The following is a 15,714-nucleotide window of genomic DNA, read 5'->3' as shown; positions in this document are numbered from 1 at the left end:
GTGTTCGGCGACGTGTGCAGGCGCCATTCAGACTTTCCCATGGAGCACTTCAAACGAGGGTTCTCCAGTCAATTGCACAGCCTGCACGACACCCGCGAGCCGCCAACTTACGTCGCGAGGCGTCGGGCGATGGCCAACGTCGGCCACGCTCCAGAAAGCTCAATCACGCGTTGAAGGTGCCCTTGCGCAGCGCGAACAAAGCAAGCGCGGCATGAGAACCAAGAGAGGGGCTTCCGCTCCGGTTCGAGTCCCCCGATGGCTGTCCGCGGTGGCCGCGGTGTTGGTGGCGGGCATATCCATGCTCGCCTTCGTCCTGTCGTTCGAGGTGTTGCGTGACCTCGCGTCCCGCTCAGGCGTTCCTGCCGAAATTGCGTGGGCCTGGCCGTTGATCGTGGATGGCAGCATCGTCACCGCGATGCTCGTGATCTTCGCATGGCGCGGTCGTTCACGCCGTGCGACAGCGTGGCCGTGGGTCACGTTGTCGGGATTCGCCATCGTGTCAGTGGTCGGAAATGGTGTGCACACAGCAGCCGTGTACGACCCCACCCAGGGAATCTCGATGGGTTTCGCAATCTTCGTGGGTGCGATTCCACCGGTTGCCCTGCTGTTCTCCAGCGAGATGCTCGTGCGTCTGCTGACACCGGCCGAAGAACTTGTCGCAGAGCTCGCGTCAATCGGGGAGGTTGTCGTGCCAGAGGCACCTGCGCCTGTCAGCTTGACAGTGGTGGATGACACGGCTGTCGCGGACACTCTCACAGCCGTCACTGCCTCCGATAGGGGCGCGACAGAGTTTGTCGCGCCTGTCACGATCCATGACACGACTGTCACAGCTGCTGTCACGACTGTCGCGACGCGTGACGCGGTGACTGTCACCCCTGACACTGGCGAGACAGAGGTTGTCACTCCTGCAGACCAGGTGCCGCACTTACACGCAGTTGAGTCCATTCCGGCTGACCGGGCAGGACAAGTCAATTGGATTGTGTCGCGGGCCGCGACAGGGCGTGACGTGACTAAGGAAACTCTGTCGCAGCTGTTCGGGGAGGCAGGAAAGCCCATGAACGACCGGACTGTATTGCGTCGTCTCGCTGATGCTCGCAAGCAGGCTCCCGACATGGTGCGCGCCAACTGGTGAGCAATCCCCGAACCAAGTGAACTATGAGAAGGAGGCCGGGTACGACTACCTCCACAGGGCACCCGGAGATCGACGGGCGGCCACGGCCGGGGCATCCGGACTGCGCCTTCGAAGCGTCGACCTGAGCAGCATTAGGCCTCAACCCGAACGGCATTGGGACTAACCCATGTCACACGACACACGACACACGACACACGACACGACACGAAGGAACCACATGAGGCAAACAAAGTCACAGCTCCGAGCTGAACAGATTGCGAAGCTCCAGGCCGAGCAAGACGCATACGACAGGAGCGTGAAAGAGTCGGTGAGAGCAGCAGCGTTCGCGCGCTGCGCTGCGGTCGAGGAGCTCTACGAGATGCTCCGCATCGAACCCGAGAAGCCTTCGATGCGCGAAGGCAAGAACGGACCTGTGCAGGTCTCGACCGACAAGGACGAGACCAAACGAACCGTCCGCCTCGTCGAGGCGGTTGCACGGCTCATCGGCGAGCGTGACGCGCGCGCTGCTGCTGCGCCCCAGCAGCAGCCACAGGCGGCGACCGCGCTTGGCGCGGCGTCGTCTGCTTCCGGTTAAACGATGGGCTTCCGCCAGGTTGGATGACCGGTGCGGAGCCACAGCATGACTGTGGCGATGCGCACAACGAAACCCCGCCACGCCTTGCGGTGCTGACGGGGTCTCGTTGTATCGGCAGGGGGGACCCGCCACAGGCGGGGGGAAGGCGCGAGCCCTCCCCCGGGTGTCGGGCCGGAGGCCTGACCAAGCCGTTATCCAGAAGACAAGAGCGAAGCGATATGTCTGACGGATAAACTGCTTGCCGTCTCTCTTGTAGGCTGGTACCACCCTCGCGGAGCGTGGGAGACACAGGACCAGGCTGCAAGAGAGACCGAGCGAAGGGGGCGGACTGATGACGAGGAACGATGAGGCAAGCGAAGCGACGCCGAAGCGTCCGAGGAAGAAGGCCGTCAACTTCGCGAAGCGCCGCACGTTGAGATTCAGCGACGATGAGGAACGAGCGGTCGATGACGTGCGACGGGCCTTGGCCCAGACCAGCGGCCGAGACCTCGACGAGGTCACGTTCAGTGAAGCATTGCGGCTGCTCATCACCGACAAGGTGGGAGCGGCCGACATTGAGGCTAAAGCGCTAGCGATCGAGCGAAGCGGTACCGCCTCGAGCGACTGGGGGCTTTACGCAATCTCTGACCGACTCGGCTACGAGCTTGGTCCGATTCGCAACCATGCTTCTCGACTCGGCGGCAATCTAAACCAGGTCGCAAAAAAGCTCAACGCCGGTGACCCAACCACCGCCGCGGAGATCTCCGCAGCTCTCGAAGGCGTCGCAGCGCTGCGCGCCGTGCCCGATGATATCGAGCGTCGAATTGCGCTCTTGGTCGATCGCGGGCTCCCCCGCCGCGGGGAGGCTTGAGCCATGGCGGTCATCATGGCGAGCCCGACGCGCAGCAGCGCTGCTCTGAACAACTACGTCCTCAACGACAAGAAGGACCAGCAGGGCGAGCGGTACGTCATGGCATCCGGCGTCGGTGGGCTGCTCGTATCGGTTGCCGAAAAACAGATGCGCGACGTGCGCAAGAAGTTCAACAAGGACAAGCCCGGCGCGTACGTCCAGGCCTACCACGTCATCCAATCGTTTGGACGAGACGAGATGGCGCCTGACGATCCGGATTCTTGGCTGACCGCGCAAAAGCTTGGGAGGGCTCTGGCAGAAGACAGATTTCCTGGACGGCAGGTGCTCGTTGTCACCCAGCGTGACGGCAAGACCGGGTGCATTCACAATCACCTCGTCGTCAATAGCATCGAGACCAAGACAGGAAGAAGCCTCAACAGCAGCATCGTCATGCACTCGCGTCTGGTCGAAGTGCATGAGCGAATTCTCGTGGCCGAAGGGTTCGAGCAGCGCGCAGATCTCAAGCAGGCATTCTCTGACGCAACTGAGCGTAGGGAGCGGGGTGAGCCGAGTGGCTTGCGAAGAGCTCACTCCACTCAAGGCAGCGAGCTTCGCGAGTTTCAGCGCTACATCCTGTGGGAAGCAGACAACGAGATTGCCGATGAGTTCGGGGCGGCGCACAAGCCTGAGCCGTTCAGTACGACCATCCTCAAGCACAGCATCGAGCAGGCTCTAGCGGACCCCGCGGCGACCGATTGGGCCGGGTTCGTTGAGGCCGGCCGAACGCACGGCGTGCGCATTGAGCAGCGGGGCAAGAAGGGCCGTGGAATCTCGTATGGCATGCTCCGCGAGCAGCCCGATGGAACACGCGCCGAACCTTCGTCGAGCGACCGGCGACGGTGCGCAACGCTCGGCGCAGACTTCGAAATGGACGCCGTGGAGGAGGCCCTGGCGCGCAATTGTGCAACAGTGCAAGCACAGGTTGCGCTCGCGCCGGTCGTTGCCACAGTGTCGCAGTCGGTCTCTTCAGGTCCACCGAACAAACCGATGCAACGGATGGCGTCGATGAAAGAACGGATGCGGGCCGCATTGGATGAGGCCGGCGAACAAGCGGACGCCATTACTCGACGCATGATCGCCGACCACGTGGCGGGCAAAACGTCGGAGGCGGCGCCACAGGAGACCAACGCAGCCCACGTGCAGGCCGCAGTGCAAGTTCCCAGTGGCGCATCGCTCTCAGATACCCGCGAAGCTGACGAGATCCAGGAAGCCACCCCGCCGGTTTCCTGGACGGGGGACGAAGCTGACACCACCGAGAAGGTCTCAGAAGTTCAGGTTAAGAAAGGCGAATCAGACGAGCTGCAAAAGATAAATGCGCGAAACCGTCGATTGGGCCTGCCGCCGGTGTCAACTGCGCAATACGCAGAACGCAAAGCGATGACGCTCGAGCAGCGCAAGCGGCGGCTCGAGCACCCCGAGTGGTTCGAGGACACCACGCTCGCCGCCACGCCCAGCAGGCATGGCCCCGAACTCGGCGACTGACACCTGCCACGGTTTCGCCTAGGGGCGAGGCCTGCGTGCGCATTGCCGCCGCGAATGCGGCCCAGAGCGTCGTCGAAAATGCATCGAGCACCCACTGTGCGGTGACGGGCCCTAGCCCACGACCGCGGCCGCGACCGTTTTGAGCCCAAGAACACGAGCATTGTTTGTCTTGCTTGTCTTGAATTCGGCCCGTGACTTCGGCGACGGGGACCTGCTGGTGTGAGTCAGCGACCTCACCCGCCAGGGTGCGCTTCGGCGGCGCGCTGGACCAGAGCCTGCGTCCCGTGGCCCCGCGCCTACATCCATCAGAACAAGTCGGGTAAACACGAAACACATTGATTTCCATGTTGGGCTGGCTGCTCGGTACCGTCGCCGATCCGCGTGATCCATGAGCAGCTCAGTGAACAACACTGAAAGCACGACTACAGTCAGGGGCATGAACCCTGCCCGCGATTCTGACTCCCCGACCGACGCATTCGTTCATTGGTGCGAGTCGTGTGGTCGTGAAGAACTGCTCGAGTCACAACGCGCATATGAGGCCGGTTGGGACTACCCACCCAAGATGGGAACGTGGGGTGTGATCTCGCCACGCACTTGCCCAGATTGCACCATCAAAGACACTGTGTGGTGGGTGATCGCGATCGAAAAGCGCGGCATCGACGAGATGACTCCTGAGCAGCGGAAGGCTGTTGGGCGAATCCTTGACGAGCTGCCGCCGGGCACCGTGACTGCCAGCAACCTGTGAATCTACCGAGTCGGCAGGCGTCCTGAACCTGAGAGATTCGTGCCTTATATGTTCGTTCCCGAGCAAAAAGGATGCCGCGATGGACCTCTTGAGCCCTATTCCCCCACGAGCAGCGATGCTGGGGAACCTCTAGCGTTGGCCCTTATGACGTGTTCGCCACCCGCCTCCAATGGCACCGAAGGACGATCTGGACCGCAGGTGTCGGACGACGCCCTGCGACGCTTCGGAGAAGCGATAGCTCAGCTTGGAGGCGACTCGAATTATTTCGTCCAAGCGCTCACCGAGATGTTGCTCGCCATGAGACCGGTCTCGAGAAACAGGCACACCGAGGCCGAAAAGTGCTTCCTGATCGAATCGGGCACGTTCACCGCTGAAGAGTGGACCGAGACTTCCGCGGCCGTGGACCGAGGTAGTTTGCAGCTCGGCGAAGCGGAGGAGTGGTTAATGGGTCTCTTCACAACCAAGTCGCTGGAGGACATCGCAGGATTCCTGGGTTGGAGCGACGAAGCCATCCAGGCTGCCGTTGCCGAGGGGCACCTGTACGCGTTCGAGATTTCGGGCCGGCTCCGCTTCCCCAGCTGGCAATTCAACGTCGGGTTCCCCGAGAAGCTGCTTCCCGGGCTCTCCGAGATTATCGAGGTCGTCACCCCTAGATTGCACTGGAGGAGCGCAGCCGCATTCATGGCGACCCCGCAGCGGAGCCTCGTCGCCGTTGGGCGCAAGACTCCAGTCGAATGGCTCCGCGACGGAGGCGTCGTCGACGACGTGACACAGATTGTTGAGACCAACGATTGGTGGTGAGCATCTAGTGGCAACATCTACCCTTCGCGCCGCGACCCATGTAGTCGTCGCCGGCGACTGGCACGGAAACACCGACTGGGTGGGCAAGGTCATGCCGGCAATAGCCCGCGAGATCTCTGGCGTAAGGACGATCCTGCATGTCGGAGACTTCGGAATCTGGAGTGGCGCGAAAGGACGCAAGTTCCTCCACGCTGTCGACTTCTGGTGTGACAGAGCCGGGATCTCACAAGTACTCGTCACCCCGGGGAACCACGAAGACTGGGCTTGGATCGACAAGGAATTCGACTCACAACCCGGCACACCGGTGGCACTGAGCTCCGTGGTTGAGGTCCTCCCCCGCGGCTATCGATTCCAGATCGGCAACAGGAGCTTCGCATCATTCGGCGGTGCCGCTTCCGTCGACTTTGAAATGCGAACCGCGGGCGTCGACTGGTTCCCTGGCGAGATGCCCACGGCACGGGACGTCACGCATGCGATCAGCGGCGGCCCCGCAGACGTCCTGCTCACGCACGAAACTATCGATGGAGGCACCTCGGCTTCGGAATCCGTACTCGGCAGCAACCCGATGCGCTGGCCCCCGGAAGCCTTGGACTACTCACGCCAGTCGCGGGCGCTCGTTACGCGGGTTTGGGAGGGACTCGCCCCTACATTGCTCTTCCACGGCCATATGCACGTCGCAGATGACGTCACACTCCCGTCAGGGCAGCAAGTTGTTTCGCTCGGCCGTGACGGCCAGGCCAGAAACCTCGCCCTCCTTGAGCTGTCGACGCTGAACTGGCAATGGCTCTCGGGCGCACCCAAGCCGCCGCGGGTTCGACGCACAAGAGATTGGGAGACCCAGTTTATGACCCGGCCCGAGAGCGAGGGAACCAATAGCTGAGCCGCAACTCCCCAAGACGATCGACGCTGTAAATGGCAGGTCTGATAAACGACGCGTTCTGCGGTTGATCCGGAGACTCTGCGCGCAAGCACGACCATCGCCAACAGTTCAGAGCCAGTGAATCCTACGTGATTGCCTAGGATCCACTCCCAAGGAGGCAGCGTGGCCATCGCATCAATCGACATAGACCAGGCCCAGCCCAAGGGTTGTCCAGGGTCACCTCGAATCGCAAAACTGTCGGACTTGCCTTCCGGACCCTGATCGCCGTCGCCGCGGGGCGCAAGACCCCAGCCGGGTTGCTCCGTGACGGCGGAGACGCCCATGGTGTGGTTGAATCCGTCGAAACTATTGGTTGGCGGTGAGTGACTAACACCAGCTCCGGAACATTCGGCACCCAAAACGTGAGAACATTCATGAGGGCAACGGATCCCCCACTTTGGAACGCTACCGACCGAGCTTCCAAAAAGTGAAAGAAAGCAAGTGGCTTCGCCGTATCGCTATTGTTCGTCGATGGATACGAGTTCCAGCATTTGGGTCGGCAATTGCAGATGGAGCTACCCATATGTCCACACGTACAACTCTCGCCCGCCGCGCATCCCTGCGAAGCGCCGCTCTACTCGAGCCCTACAACCACTCCCTCAACGCTCTCAAATCACGCCGAACTTCGGCTGCGATCGTTACGCCTCCCACCGCATCGCAACAATTTCTCGAGGGTGAAATATTCGGTTCGCTGCGACCGCTGCACAGTCCGATCCGTCGGGACCGTGCTGGAATCGAAATCACTCGGATCGCAGCGGCGAGCGACTCGCTCGAAGTCCATGTCTCTCCCAGCGGAGTGGCACGGCGTCTCGCTAGTGAATTGCTCCCCAATTGGGAGGAAGGCTCCAGCACCGTCAGCAATGGCATCCCCAGCCTCAGGTATCGGACACACCACGATCTGGATGGGGTCGAATTCTTTCTCCTAAACCGCCCAGGTTCAGTGCGCTTTGTGGGAGTACCCGTCGGTGAATTCCTTCGGGCTCGAAGGGCAGCATATGGGCGGGGAACAGGACATATCTCGGTGGGCCCAACCGACGTGCTGTCGCCACAAGAAATACAAACACAACTTCGCCCTGACGACGCTGAGGTCGTAAGTGCGGTAGTCAGACGGTTCGGGCTACTTCGCCGTTTTGGAGCCCGAAGCATTGACAGTTGGTGGAACCAACCCGGCCGATTCAGTGTGGAACTCACGGTGGAGCGATTTGACGCGCCTCGATTCGGTCGCTTGGTGTCAGCCCTCCAGTCACCGGAGTTCTGCCCCCGGCTGGTCCTGCGCGGAGCGAATATCAACCCGCAGCACACGTACTTTCGCGTCGCTGGGACGACGTCCGAACTCGATTTGCGCATCCATGAGGTCGGGGTCCCGCGAACCATTTCGCATGGAATTGAATTCGCATAAGGGCTTTCCGGCTGTATCCACTTCGGCGGGTGTGCAGACGCCGAGGTGCGAGCACACCACAATCACCTCATGCATCAACCGAAACGCGACGGCCTGACGGCGTTGCTAACTGCTCAGTGAACCCCGTGAAGTTGCCAGGCCATGTATCGGTTAGCTACCTCATCCGCCTAGGCAGGCCCTCAGTGTGTCTGGCAGCGTCGTAGTGGCCGCTCCATGGCCGGGCACCGGTTCCTGCCGCGGCCTTCGAAGGCGGACGTGGACCTGCTCGGGGCCGCATCGACGCCCATATGCGCTCCCGCGCTTTGGGCCCCGAGCCCAACCCCCACGTCTGGGGGCGAGTTGTTCCCGCGGGCCAGCACGAGGATGGGAGAGCCTTAGCAATGCCCAGAAACTCCATGAAGATCATTCCGATGACAATCATGGCCATCGCGACCATCCTCCTTGCAGGCTGCGCAGCAGCCGAGCCGGCCGCCTCTCAGCCAACCCCTGTACCCAGCGCGACCGCCGAGGTGCCTCAGACGGTGCCTGACAGTCGTGAGATCGAGATCGTCAGCATCACGAATGTCGCAACTCTCGTAGTTGCGCCCACCCAGGAGCTCGACCCGCTGTACGGCACGGACTTCACGCTGCACATCACCGGCGTTGTCGCACCCACTAAGGGTGAATGCGGCTACGAGGAATCTGTCACCTTCGCGTCGGAGAGAATCGGTATCCCGACCTATTTCGATTACACCTCTGTCACTGACGGGGTCTGGATCGACGCCGATGGTGATCACTATGGATCACTCCGTGCGAGAGGTCAGGATACCTACGGTTCGAACCTGATCAAGGTCGGATACGCCTACGCCTACGCCAACTCCGACACGACCTCCAACTACGTGCAGGTGCTTCAGCAAGAAGCTCAAGACGCACCGCTCGGCCTCTGGCCAGCTGCCCTGGCTTCGGCAAGTAACCCGCTGCCGAGCACCAACTACCAAGCACTCACCCCACAACTTCAAGAAGGAGATGATGACCATGACTGACGAGATCAGCACCCCAATCACCAAGCCACCGAGGTCGCGCACGAAGCTCATCGCGATCCTCGCGGCGAGCGTACTGGTCCTCGCGACCGGCGTTACCGTCATCTCCGTGAGCGTCGCCAGTGCAGCCGCTGACGAGACCGCGCGCCAGTGCGTCGCTGCCCTCGACAAGGGTGCGGCTGCGACCAAGGCTGCCAAGGCATCCATCGAGAAGGCAGACGCTGCGCTCGAGACGGTCAAGAGCACCACGTTGCCGGCGGATGCCAGTGGAACAGCGCACACGAGCGCTGACTACGCAACCGCGCGTCCCGCCGTCGAAGCGGTCAAGGCTGTGAAGGCAGTCGAGGCCAGCGAAGGCGTTGAGGCCGTTGCCGGCGTCGACGCAGTCACTGCTCGCGCCAGCGGCGCCGACCTGGTCGCCGACGTGACCACGGCTCGCGCGGCACTCGCGAAGATCAAGATCCCCACCGAGTGCACAACCCGCGACGAGGCTTCAGCCATCACGGCAAAGACTGCAGACTCCAAGACGGCCACCGAGGCGCTCGACACGAGCGTCGCGGCTCTGACCGCCGACTTCGCTGTGTTCCAGACTGGTGAAGCTGCCCGCATCGCCGCTGAGATCGAAGCCGCGCGCGTCGCGGCTGAAGCCGAGGCTGCTCGTGTTGCTGCTGAAGCCGCTGCCGCGGCCGAGGCTGCACGCATCGCTGCCGAACAGGCTGCTGCTGAAGCTTTCTACTACGACGACTCCGACTCCGGGTACTCCGGTGGAGGTGGCGGATCGAGCAGCGGTGGCGGTTCCAGTTCTGGAGGTAGCTCTGGTGGCGGGGGCGGCAGTTTCCACGTTGGTGGTCCCACAAACCCCACCGGCGGATGTCTAACTGACAACGGCATGGGCGGCACCAAGCCCTGCTAGGCGCCTAAGCCCAGAGCCCAGAGCCCATCACAATCACCTCGTCTACCAGCGGTAGATGGAGGATCGGGCCACGTCACCAACCGGGTGGCGCGCCCAGCACTGATGGTTCGCCCTCGGGCTCACCATCAACACACTGAATCCCCCGGGGAGCTTCGGCTCTTCGGGGGATTCTTTGTCTGCGACCCTAGTATCCAACGACAACACGAGGTTGATCATGGCTGACAACAGCACGCCAGCACAGCCGCTCACCGAAGACCAGATCAACGAGCGAATGGCCCGCGTCGATGGCATCAATGGCTCGGCCGGGCACACGCTCGAAGATCCATACCTGCGGGACCTCCTGCGCAAGTAGATTGCCGGCGAAATCACCGGCGACGAGTACGACGCCTCGGCATGGCACACCTACGCAAACGGGCGGAACGTTGAGCGAGTAGGACTACATCCCCGGACGCGGTGATCAAGAACCTCGTGGACGCCCGCTTCGAGCACCAGCGCCTTCGCGCCACAGACGCTCTCAGCGCCCAGGAGGCGGCTCAGGAGCTTGCGAACGTGTTGTTGCTCGTAATCGAGGCTGATCGGTCCCCAGAGGGCGCTCTGCGGCGCGGCAAGAAGACACATGCGTCTGTGACCGCGACAACCGTCAAAGAGCGACACGTGCGGCATCCAGAGCTGCGCGATATGACGCTCGACCCCCGTGGGCTGGAGCTGGAGCTGGAGCTGGACCCACAACGCGCCCCGCACTCCAATACCGATACCGATACCGACATCGACTACCAGCTCTGACGCGTGCCTTTCGGGGTGCGCACCAGAGCACACAACCTGAAAGGCACGCCCCATGACATATCAAGCCACTGGCCTAGTCCAGCCCATCATCGTGCGTCCCTCGACGCGCTTCGACACCATCGCCGCCGCAGCTATTGCCTCCGGGCTCGCCATGGCGAACGCCGACCTCGGTGCTGACCCCTGGCACACGTGGTTGCAGGGCAGCTTCACTAAGAGCGTGCGACGCACGAAGCGGCCGGCTGATCTTGAACGCCTCAGGCGGCTACCGCTGCTGAGCACCGAGGTGACCGTCGGTGAGGCCGTGGCTATCAGCTTCGCGCCGCTACGCTACGACGAGAGTCCGTCTGCAATTAGCCGGCTCCAGGTCGCGGGATTGGATCTTCACCGCGAGGCTGAGGACTTCTACCGTCCGGCGGCCGTGACCCCGTCCATCGAGGTCAATGCGGACGTCACCATGAGCACCGGCAAGACTGCCGCTCAGGTGGCTCACGCGCTGGGCGCCTGGCTGCTGGCGCAGTCCATCAGCACGCGGGTTGCCTGGGCTAATGACCCTGGTCTCAGCCTCTACGAGGTCAGCTTCGCTGACGACACAGACGCACAGGACCTCTCGATCATCACGATCGTCGACAAGGGTCTGACAGAGATTGTGCCGGGCACGGCCACAGCTCGCGCCCACCTCGAGCGCCGCGAACAGCTCGTCTGAGCACGCCAGAAGGCTGCTGAGCACGTGTTTTAGGGCCGAAAACCAGCCAGAACAGGCAGCGCACCTTATGTTGGATTGCAATCGGAGGTGCGGTGCTGCACTGTGTCTACTCCCCTAAAATGCCTGATCAGAGAGGGAAAGTGTCTCTCGTGTAAGCGATCGCCCAGAGGAGCGCACCTCCGATTAAAAGTCGATAAGGTGCGCTCTTTTTGCACCCTCACCAGGTAAAACGCTTCAATGCACCTTATGCACCGCGATATTGGAAGAACTATATGCGTGTGTGTGCGCAGGCGCGCATGTGTAGGGTTTCTGCGATGTGGAGGTGCATAAGGTGCATTTCTCTATAACTCTCTACTCTTTGTTGATAAATCAAGAGAAAAACACCCAAAGAGCGCACCTTCGATGTAAAAACCAGTCGAAATCGCCGGTGCGCTAGCTCCAACCCTGAGCTAGGGAAACACCTCCTCATCAGGCAATTATTCTGACGAGCGCGCACCTCCGATTGAAATCAATCGGAGGTGCATCTGCCCTTTTGCGCGGAAAAAACGGAACAAGTACAAACTCAACAAGGAAGAAGTCGCCATGCGCAACACCGAGCAGACCCTCAGTACCGCCATCGGCGAACTCAACTGCCTGAGCACCCACCGACCAGCCACCATCGACGAACTCACCGCTCTCAGCGCCGCACGAGACTGCGTCGACGAGCTACTTCGCTCCTGCGTCGCCGAGCTCCGCACTGATCCACAAACTCGCCACAGCTGGGCGGACATTGCCTACGCGCTCGGGCTGTCATCAGCATCTCTTGCCCAACAGCGCTACGACCTCAAGCTCGTCGACATCGACGCCGATGAGAAGGTCCTGGCATTCTGGAGCGCCTTCGCCGACCAGTTCGCCTGGGACTTCCTCCCCACGGACTTCGTCCACGCCCTGTACGAGCGGTGGATGGGTGTCGAGTTCCCCGAAGACGCACCCATCCGGAAGAAGGCGCTCACGCGACGCCTGAAGGAAATCATGAGTGCATCAGGCGAGTGGATCCACTACCGCTCACGTCCCGGCTCGCTGATGGATGCGCCTGAACCCCTCGCCAGCGGGCTGCCCTCCTGGACTCGCGACACGTCGCACGCTTGCATCCACGGGTTCCGCAGGGCCTCGACCCTGCCAGGCCGCGCCGGCACTGCCGCAGCTACCTCACGCTGAGCATACGCCTGGTGGCCTCGGCCAGCGACGTGCGCTGGAGGCCAACCAAATCAATCCGAGCAGGCCCGTGCCGGCACTGACAATCCAACGCCGATCTTATATAGTCACTTATATAGATCAAAGGAGGCACCATGGCCATCACCTCAATCGACATCGACCAGGACGAGCTCAAGCAGGCCAAGCTGCTGGCCGGGACCACGTCGAATCGCGAGACTGTTGATCTCGCCCTCCGAACCCTGATCGCTGTTCGCAGGCAGCCCTCCGCTGTCGAGCGCATCATCGGCCGCCGTTTCGAGCCAGACCAGATCGACGCGCCGACCATCGCGCCGACCAGCGCGAGCCTGCCAGCCGAGTACGACACGCTGTGACGACGTACCTCGTCGACAACAGCGTCTGGCAGAAGGCCGGCACCAGCCCGACCATCGCGCAGCGGCTCAGGGAGATCTCTCCCTATCACCTCATCATCACCTGCCCTCCCCAAGTCCTGGAGTACTGCCACTCCGCGCGAACAAGCGATGAGTACACGGAGCTGAGAGAGGATATGGAAGAGCTCCTCGCGGCGTGGGAGCATCCATCTGAGAAGGACGCGCTCAATATCCAGCAGGCGCTGTGGGAAAGCGGGCTGATGCGTGCCGCAGGCGCCTTTGACTGCCTCATCGCTGCATACGCCATCGCCAACGACGCTGTCGTCTTGAACTCCGATCACGACTTCAAGTACCTCGAGATTGCCACGGATGGCGCAGTTCGCCAGGAGTACATCACGGCGTAGGGTGCTGCGCTGTCTATCGAATGACCCTTCGAAACATGTCCCCAGCCTCAATACCAAGGAGCACCCACCATGAGCACTGAGATGACTCACCGAATAAGGGTGACGTGCAGCGACTGCACAGGAACTGATGACCATGGCTGCTTCGGTGGCACGTTCGGTTGGGCGACCAACGAGGATAACCAGTACGACGTAGACGACGGCGGAGCGAGCGAGGACGAAGCTGCAGTCTTCGAATCGGAGCAACGGGCACAAGTCGTCGCTGAACAGCTAAGAATGAGCACCGACTGGCCGAGCACCTGGTCGACCGAAGTCGTATCGATTCTCTGAGCCACACCTGCAATCGCCTCGCCTCAGAAGGGACCCCATGGCAAACGCCACCGAACAGTCGACAACCCGAGACGAGACACGTGAGACACGCGCATGCCTCGCTTGTGGGACCTGGGTCTGCGACGACTGCGGCGCCCAGCGGCCCTACGCCAGCCGGTTCTCCAGAACGCCGCAGCATTGCGCGAAGTGCTCAAGCGCCAGCGGCCACATGGCCACGGCTATGCACCGCGAGAGTCGCACCGACGACCACGATGAGTCCTATGACCGGAGCATCGCCAGTGGTCTCGTGCTGAGCTACCCGCTGGAGACCACAAAATGAACAACCCACGCGAGATCACTCGGCGCTTGAACGCCGCCCTCGGCGGCACCCTCGTCGCCGCTCTGGCTGGGTCGACTGACTCGGCCGCCGCAAGCGAATGGGTGAAGCATGACGGCCCCGAGCCGAGGGCCGAGGCAATAGCCCGCCTCCAGTTCACCTACGAGCAGTGGCAGATCGTCGCGAGGGCTGAGGGCGAGCATGTCGCGCGTGCTTGGTTCGTCGGCGCCAATCCCTGGCTCGAGAACGACACCCCAGTGAACGCGATCCGCGAGGGACGGCTGGATGAAGTCGCCCGCGCCGCCCAGGCGATGGTTGACGACGCGTTCAGCGGCTGAACCGAGCTGCAGTGCCCACGCTCCGTCCCCTACCTGTTCAGCATCGGCAGCCGGCAAGCCGGGCACAGCCAGTAGGTACGGCCGTGCTTCTCGACCGCGACGCACTGGTGCAGGCAATTCGGGCAGTTCGGAGGGCCCACGCTCTCAAGGTCAACCATGAGACCGGAGGCTACTCCGTGCTGTTGGCCAACGGCCAGAGGTAACTAGACGCCGGACCTCTCGACGAGTTGAGCACCCGGCATAGCTGCCGGCCGGCGCAGTGTCTCCGCATAAAATGTAGAACGCGGGCTACATGCTTGATAAGATCGAGTCATGAATACCGACCAGGCAGCGCCCGCGCAGACGGTACCTGCGCAGGCAGCGCCCCGACAAACAGTGGGCATCAGGGAGCTGAAACAAAACCCCAGCGAGATCATCGCCAGGGCGGCGAGTGGCGAGCAGTTTGACGTACTCAGCAACGGCAAGGCCGTCGGAGTGGTCATTCAGCGTGATGCCACAGTCCGGAGCAGATTCGTGAGCAGCGCGTCCCTGACCGCGATGTCCCGGCTAGCTGGCGCCAGCACAGCAACGAGCGAAGCCAGCGCAGACTGGGCCCGCGAACTTAGGGAAGCGCGAGAACTCGAAAACGATCCGATCGTTGATCCCTGGGATGCGGCAGCGCGCCGCGCCGCCGAGCAGGTCGCCGCCGCCGTTGGGCTTGAAGTGAACGCAGCCGCACAGGACGCAGCCGAAAAATGATCATGCTCGACACCAGCGTCCTCATCGACTTCCCTGCCGCGTGGCCGGAGAACGAGCTGTTCGTCTGTAGCGCGATCACGCTCGCTGAGCTTCAGTTCGGACTTCAGCTGACGATCGGTACTCCCAAACACGCCGCACGCCAGGCGAAGTTGACGCTCCTGGATTCCAAGTTCGAGTGGACACCGTTCGATGAGAAGGCGGCCATCGGGTACGGAACCCTGGCTGTCACCGTGCATCAAACGCGCCCGAATCATGCACGCAGCAAGGACATCATGATCGCTGGCCACGCATACGCAATGGGCGCTGCCCTGATGACCCGTAACCCGAAAGACTTCGAACTGGTCAACAAAATGATCGAAATCATCGCGGTCTAAACCTGCAGAGCACAGCGGAGCGCAAGACAGGCGTTTGAGTCGCGACGCTGAGGCGCATCTGTCGCTACGCTGGCCGCATGAGCAGCTCCAGCTTGCATGACATCCAGCACGTGCTCTCGGGCGAGGCCAACTACGACGACCTCGATGAGCGTGGTCAGGCACGAGCGAGCTGGGATGAACGAGTCAACTATCGCGTGGCGCATCTGAACCTCGCCGCCGAGCTCACACAGGCCCAGCGATCATGGACCGAGGCAGACGCGCAAGGTGGCATAGTCAAGCGCGGACCTGCGCGCTGA

The 15,714-nt window shown here is 62.0% G+C and carries 19 protein-coding genes; all 19 read left to right on the top strand.

What is annotated here, in order from left to right; genetic code table 11:
- Nucleotides 1–211 precede the first annotated feature (211 nt).
- The 19 genes from AC25Z0_RS04160 (at nt 212) to AC25Z0_RS04070 (ending at nt 15,714) form a co-directional block, all read left to right on the top strand.
- On the top strand, nt 212–1,132 hold the full coding sequence (locus tag AC25Z0_RS04160; RefSeq protein WP_488132419.1) for a DUF2637 domain-containing protein: 921 nt from the start codon (nt 212–214) through the stop codon (nt 1,130–1,132).
- A gap of 217 nt (nt 1,133–1,349) precedes the next feature.
- The gene (locus AC25Z0_RS04155) at nt 1,350–1,706 is read left to right on the top strand and encodes a hypothetical protein (protein WP_488132418.1); all 357 of its coding nucleotides are present in this window, start codon (nt 1,350–1,352) and stop codon (nt 1,704–1,706) included.
- Nucleotides 1,707–2,037: 331 nt separating this feature from the next.
- Nucleotides 2,038–2,556 (top strand): hypothetical protein, encoded by a 519-nt coding sequence (locus AC25Z0_RS04150; protein WP_488132417.1) that lies wholly within the window; start codon nt 2,038–2,040, stop codon nt 2,554–2,556.
- Nucleotides 2,557–2,559: 3 nt separating this feature from the next.
- Nucleotides 2,560–4,077, top strand: coding sequence for a relaxase/mobilization nuclease domain-containing protein (locus AC25Z0_RS04145; RefSeq protein ID WP_488132416.1), 1,518 nt, complete (start codon nt 2,560–2,562; stop codon nt 4,075–4,077).
- 436 nt (nt 4,078–4,513) lie between these two features.
- Nucleotides 4,514–4,822: a hypothetical protein gene (locus AC25Z0_RS04140; protein WP_488132415.1), complete on the top strand. Its 309-nt coding sequence runs from the start codon at nt 4,514–4,516 to the stop codon at nt 4,820–4,822.
- Between the two features lie 198 nt (nt 4,823–5,020).
- The gene (locus AC25Z0_RS04135; protein ID WP_488132414.1) at nt 5,021–5,623 is read left to right on the top strand and encodes a hypothetical protein; all 603 of its coding nucleotides are present in this window, start codon (nt 5,021–5,023) and stop codon (nt 5,621–5,623) included.
- 7 nt (nt 5,624–5,630) lie between these two features.
- Complete coding sequence (locus AC25Z0_RS04130; RefSeq protein ID WP_488132413.1) at nt 5,631–6,503, top strand: metallophosphoesterase; 873 nt, start codon at nt 5,631–5,633, stop codon at nt 6,501–6,503.
- Between the two features lie 1,833 nt (nt 6,504–8,336).
- Nucleotides 8,337–8,963: a hypothetical protein gene (locus tag AC25Z0_RS04125; protein WP_488132412.1), complete on the top strand. Its 627-nt coding sequence runs from the start codon at nt 8,337–8,339 to the stop codon at nt 8,961–8,963.
- On the top strand, nt 8,956–9,873 hold the full coding sequence (locus AC25Z0_RS04120; protein WP_488132411.1) for a hypothetical protein: 918 nt from the start codon (nt 8,956–8,958) through the stop codon (nt 9,871–9,873). The genes AC25Z0_RS04125 and AC25Z0_RS04120 overlap by 8 nt, the downstream gene beginning before the upstream one ends.
- A gap of 214 nt (nt 9,874–10,087) precedes the next feature.
- Nucleotides 10,088–10,225, top strand: a complete 138-nt coding sequence (locus tag AC25Z0_RS04115) for a hypothetical protein (protein WP_488132410.1) — start codon at nt 10,088–10,090, stop codon at nt 10,223–10,225.
- 101 nt (nt 10,226–10,326) lie between these two features.
- Nucleotides 10,327–10,656 carry a hypothetical protein gene (locus tag AC25Z0_RS04110; RefSeq protein WP_488132409.1) on the top strand — a complete coding sequence of 110 codons (330 nt, stop codon included), beginning with the start codon at nt 10,327–10,329 and terminating at the stop codon, nt 10,654–10,656.
- A 52-nt stretch (nt 10,657–10,708) separates the two neighbouring features.
- Nucleotides 10,709–11,359, top strand: coding sequence for an aminoacyl-tRNA hydrolase (locus AC25Z0_RS04105; RefSeq protein WP_488132408.1), 651 nt, complete (start codon nt 10,709–10,711; stop codon nt 11,357–11,359).
- 582 nt (nt 11,360–11,941) lie between these two features.
- Nucleotides 11,942–12,556 carry a primase-like DNA-binding domain-containing protein gene (locus AC25Z0_RS04100; protein ID WP_488132407.1) on the top strand — a complete coding sequence of 205 codons (615 nt, stop codon included), beginning with the start codon at nt 11,942–11,944 and terminating at the stop codon, nt 12,554–12,556.
- 131 nt (nt 12,557–12,687) lie between these two features.
- Entirely contained in the window at nt 12,688–12,924 is a 237-nt protein-coding gene (locus tag AC25Z0_RS04095) for a type II toxin-antitoxin system VapB family antitoxin (protein WP_488132406.1), read from the top strand.
- Nucleotides 12,921–13,325, top strand: a complete 405-nt coding sequence (locus AC25Z0_RS04090; protein ID WP_488132405.1) for a PIN domain-containing protein — start codon at nt 12,921–12,923, stop codon at nt 13,323–13,325. The genes AC25Z0_RS04095 and AC25Z0_RS04090 overlap by 4 nt, the downstream gene beginning before the upstream one ends.
- 642 nt (nt 13,326–13,967) lie before the next feature.
- Nucleotides 13,968–14,306, top strand: coding sequence for a hypothetical protein (locus AC25Z0_RS04085; RefSeq protein WP_488132404.1), 339 nt, complete (start codon nt 13,968–13,970; stop codon nt 14,304–14,306).
- Between the two features lie 312 nt (nt 14,307–14,618).
- Nucleotides 14,619–15,044, top strand: coding sequence for a type II toxin-antitoxin system Phd/YefM family antitoxin (locus AC25Z0_RS04080; protein ID WP_488132403.1), 426 nt, complete (start codon nt 14,619–14,621; stop codon nt 15,042–15,044).
- 2 nt (nt 15,045–15,046) lie between these two features.
- Complete coding sequence (locus AC25Z0_RS04075; protein ID WP_488132402.1) at nt 15,047–15,418, top strand: PIN domain-containing protein; 372 nt, start codon at nt 15,047–15,049, stop codon at nt 15,416–15,418.
- Nucleotides 15,419–15,495: 77 nt separating this feature from the next.
- On the top strand, nt 15,496–15,714 hold the full coding sequence (locus AC25Z0_RS04070) for a hypothetical protein (protein ID WP_488132401.1): 219 nt from the start codon (nt 15,496–15,498) through the stop codon (nt 15,712–15,714).

The organism is Leifsonia sp. Y862, from assembly GCF_057669585.1.
Note: the sequence above shows the minus strand (reverse complement) of the source record. Positions and strands in the feature narration are given on the sequence as shown.

Coding starts and splice junctions, on each gene's coding strand:
- AC25Z0_RS04160 (WP_488132419.1), top strand. CDS start 212: ATGAGAACCAAGAGAGGGGCTTCCGCTCCGGTTCGAGTCCCCCGATGG.
- AC25Z0_RS04155 (WP_488132418.1), top strand. CDS start 1,350: ATGAGGCAAACAAAGTCACAGCTCCGAGCTGAACAGATTGCGAAGCTC.
- AC25Z0_RS04150 (WP_488132417.1), top strand. CDS start 2,038: ATGACGAGGAACGATGAGGCAAGCGAAGCGACGCCGAAGCGTCCGAGG.
- AC25Z0_RS04145 (WP_488132416.1), top strand. CDS start 2,560: ATGGCGGTCATCATGGCGAGCCCGACGCGCAGCAGCGCTGCTCTGAAC.
- AC25Z0_RS04140 (WP_488132415.1), top strand. CDS start 4,514: ATGAACCCTGCCCGCGATTCTGACTCCCCGACCGACGCATTCGTTCAT.
- AC25Z0_RS04125 (WP_488132412.1), top strand. CDS start 8,337: ATGAAGATCATTCCGATGACAATCATGGCCATCGCGACCATCCTCCTT.
- AC25Z0_RS04120 (WP_488132411.1), top strand. CDS start 8,956: ATGACTGACGAGATCAGCACCCCAATCACCAAGCCACCGAGGTCGCGC.
- AC25Z0_RS04115 (WP_488132410.1), top strand. CDS start 10,088: ATGGCTGACAACAGCACGCCAGCACAGCCGCTCACCGAAGACCAGATC.
- AC25Z0_RS04105 (WP_488132408.1), top strand. CDS start 10,709: ATGACATATCAAGCCACTGGCCTAGTCCAGCCCATCATCGTGCGTCCC.
- AC25Z0_RS04100 (WP_488132407.1), top strand. CDS start 11,942: ATGCGCAACACCGAGCAGACCCTCAGTACCGCCATCGGCGAACTCAAC.
- AC25Z0_RS04095 (WP_488132406.1), top strand. CDS start 12,688: ATGGCCATCACCTCAATCGACATCGACCAGGACGAGCTCAAGCAGGCC.
- AC25Z0_RS04085 (WP_488132404.1), top strand. CDS start 13,968: ATGAACAACCCACGCGAGATCACTCGGCGCTTGAACGCCGCCCTCGGC.
- AC25Z0_RS04080 (WP_488132403.1), top strand. CDS start 14,619: ATGAATACCGACCAGGCAGCGCCCGCGCAGACGGTACCTGCGCAGGCA.
- AC25Z0_RS04075 (WP_488132402.1), top strand. CDS start 15,047: ATGCTCGACACCAGCGTCCTCATCGACTTCCCTGCCGCGTGGCCGGAG.
- AC25Z0_RS04070 (WP_488132401.1), top strand. CDS start 15,496: ATGAGCAGCTCCAGCTTGCATGACATCCAGCACGTGCTCTCGGGCGAG.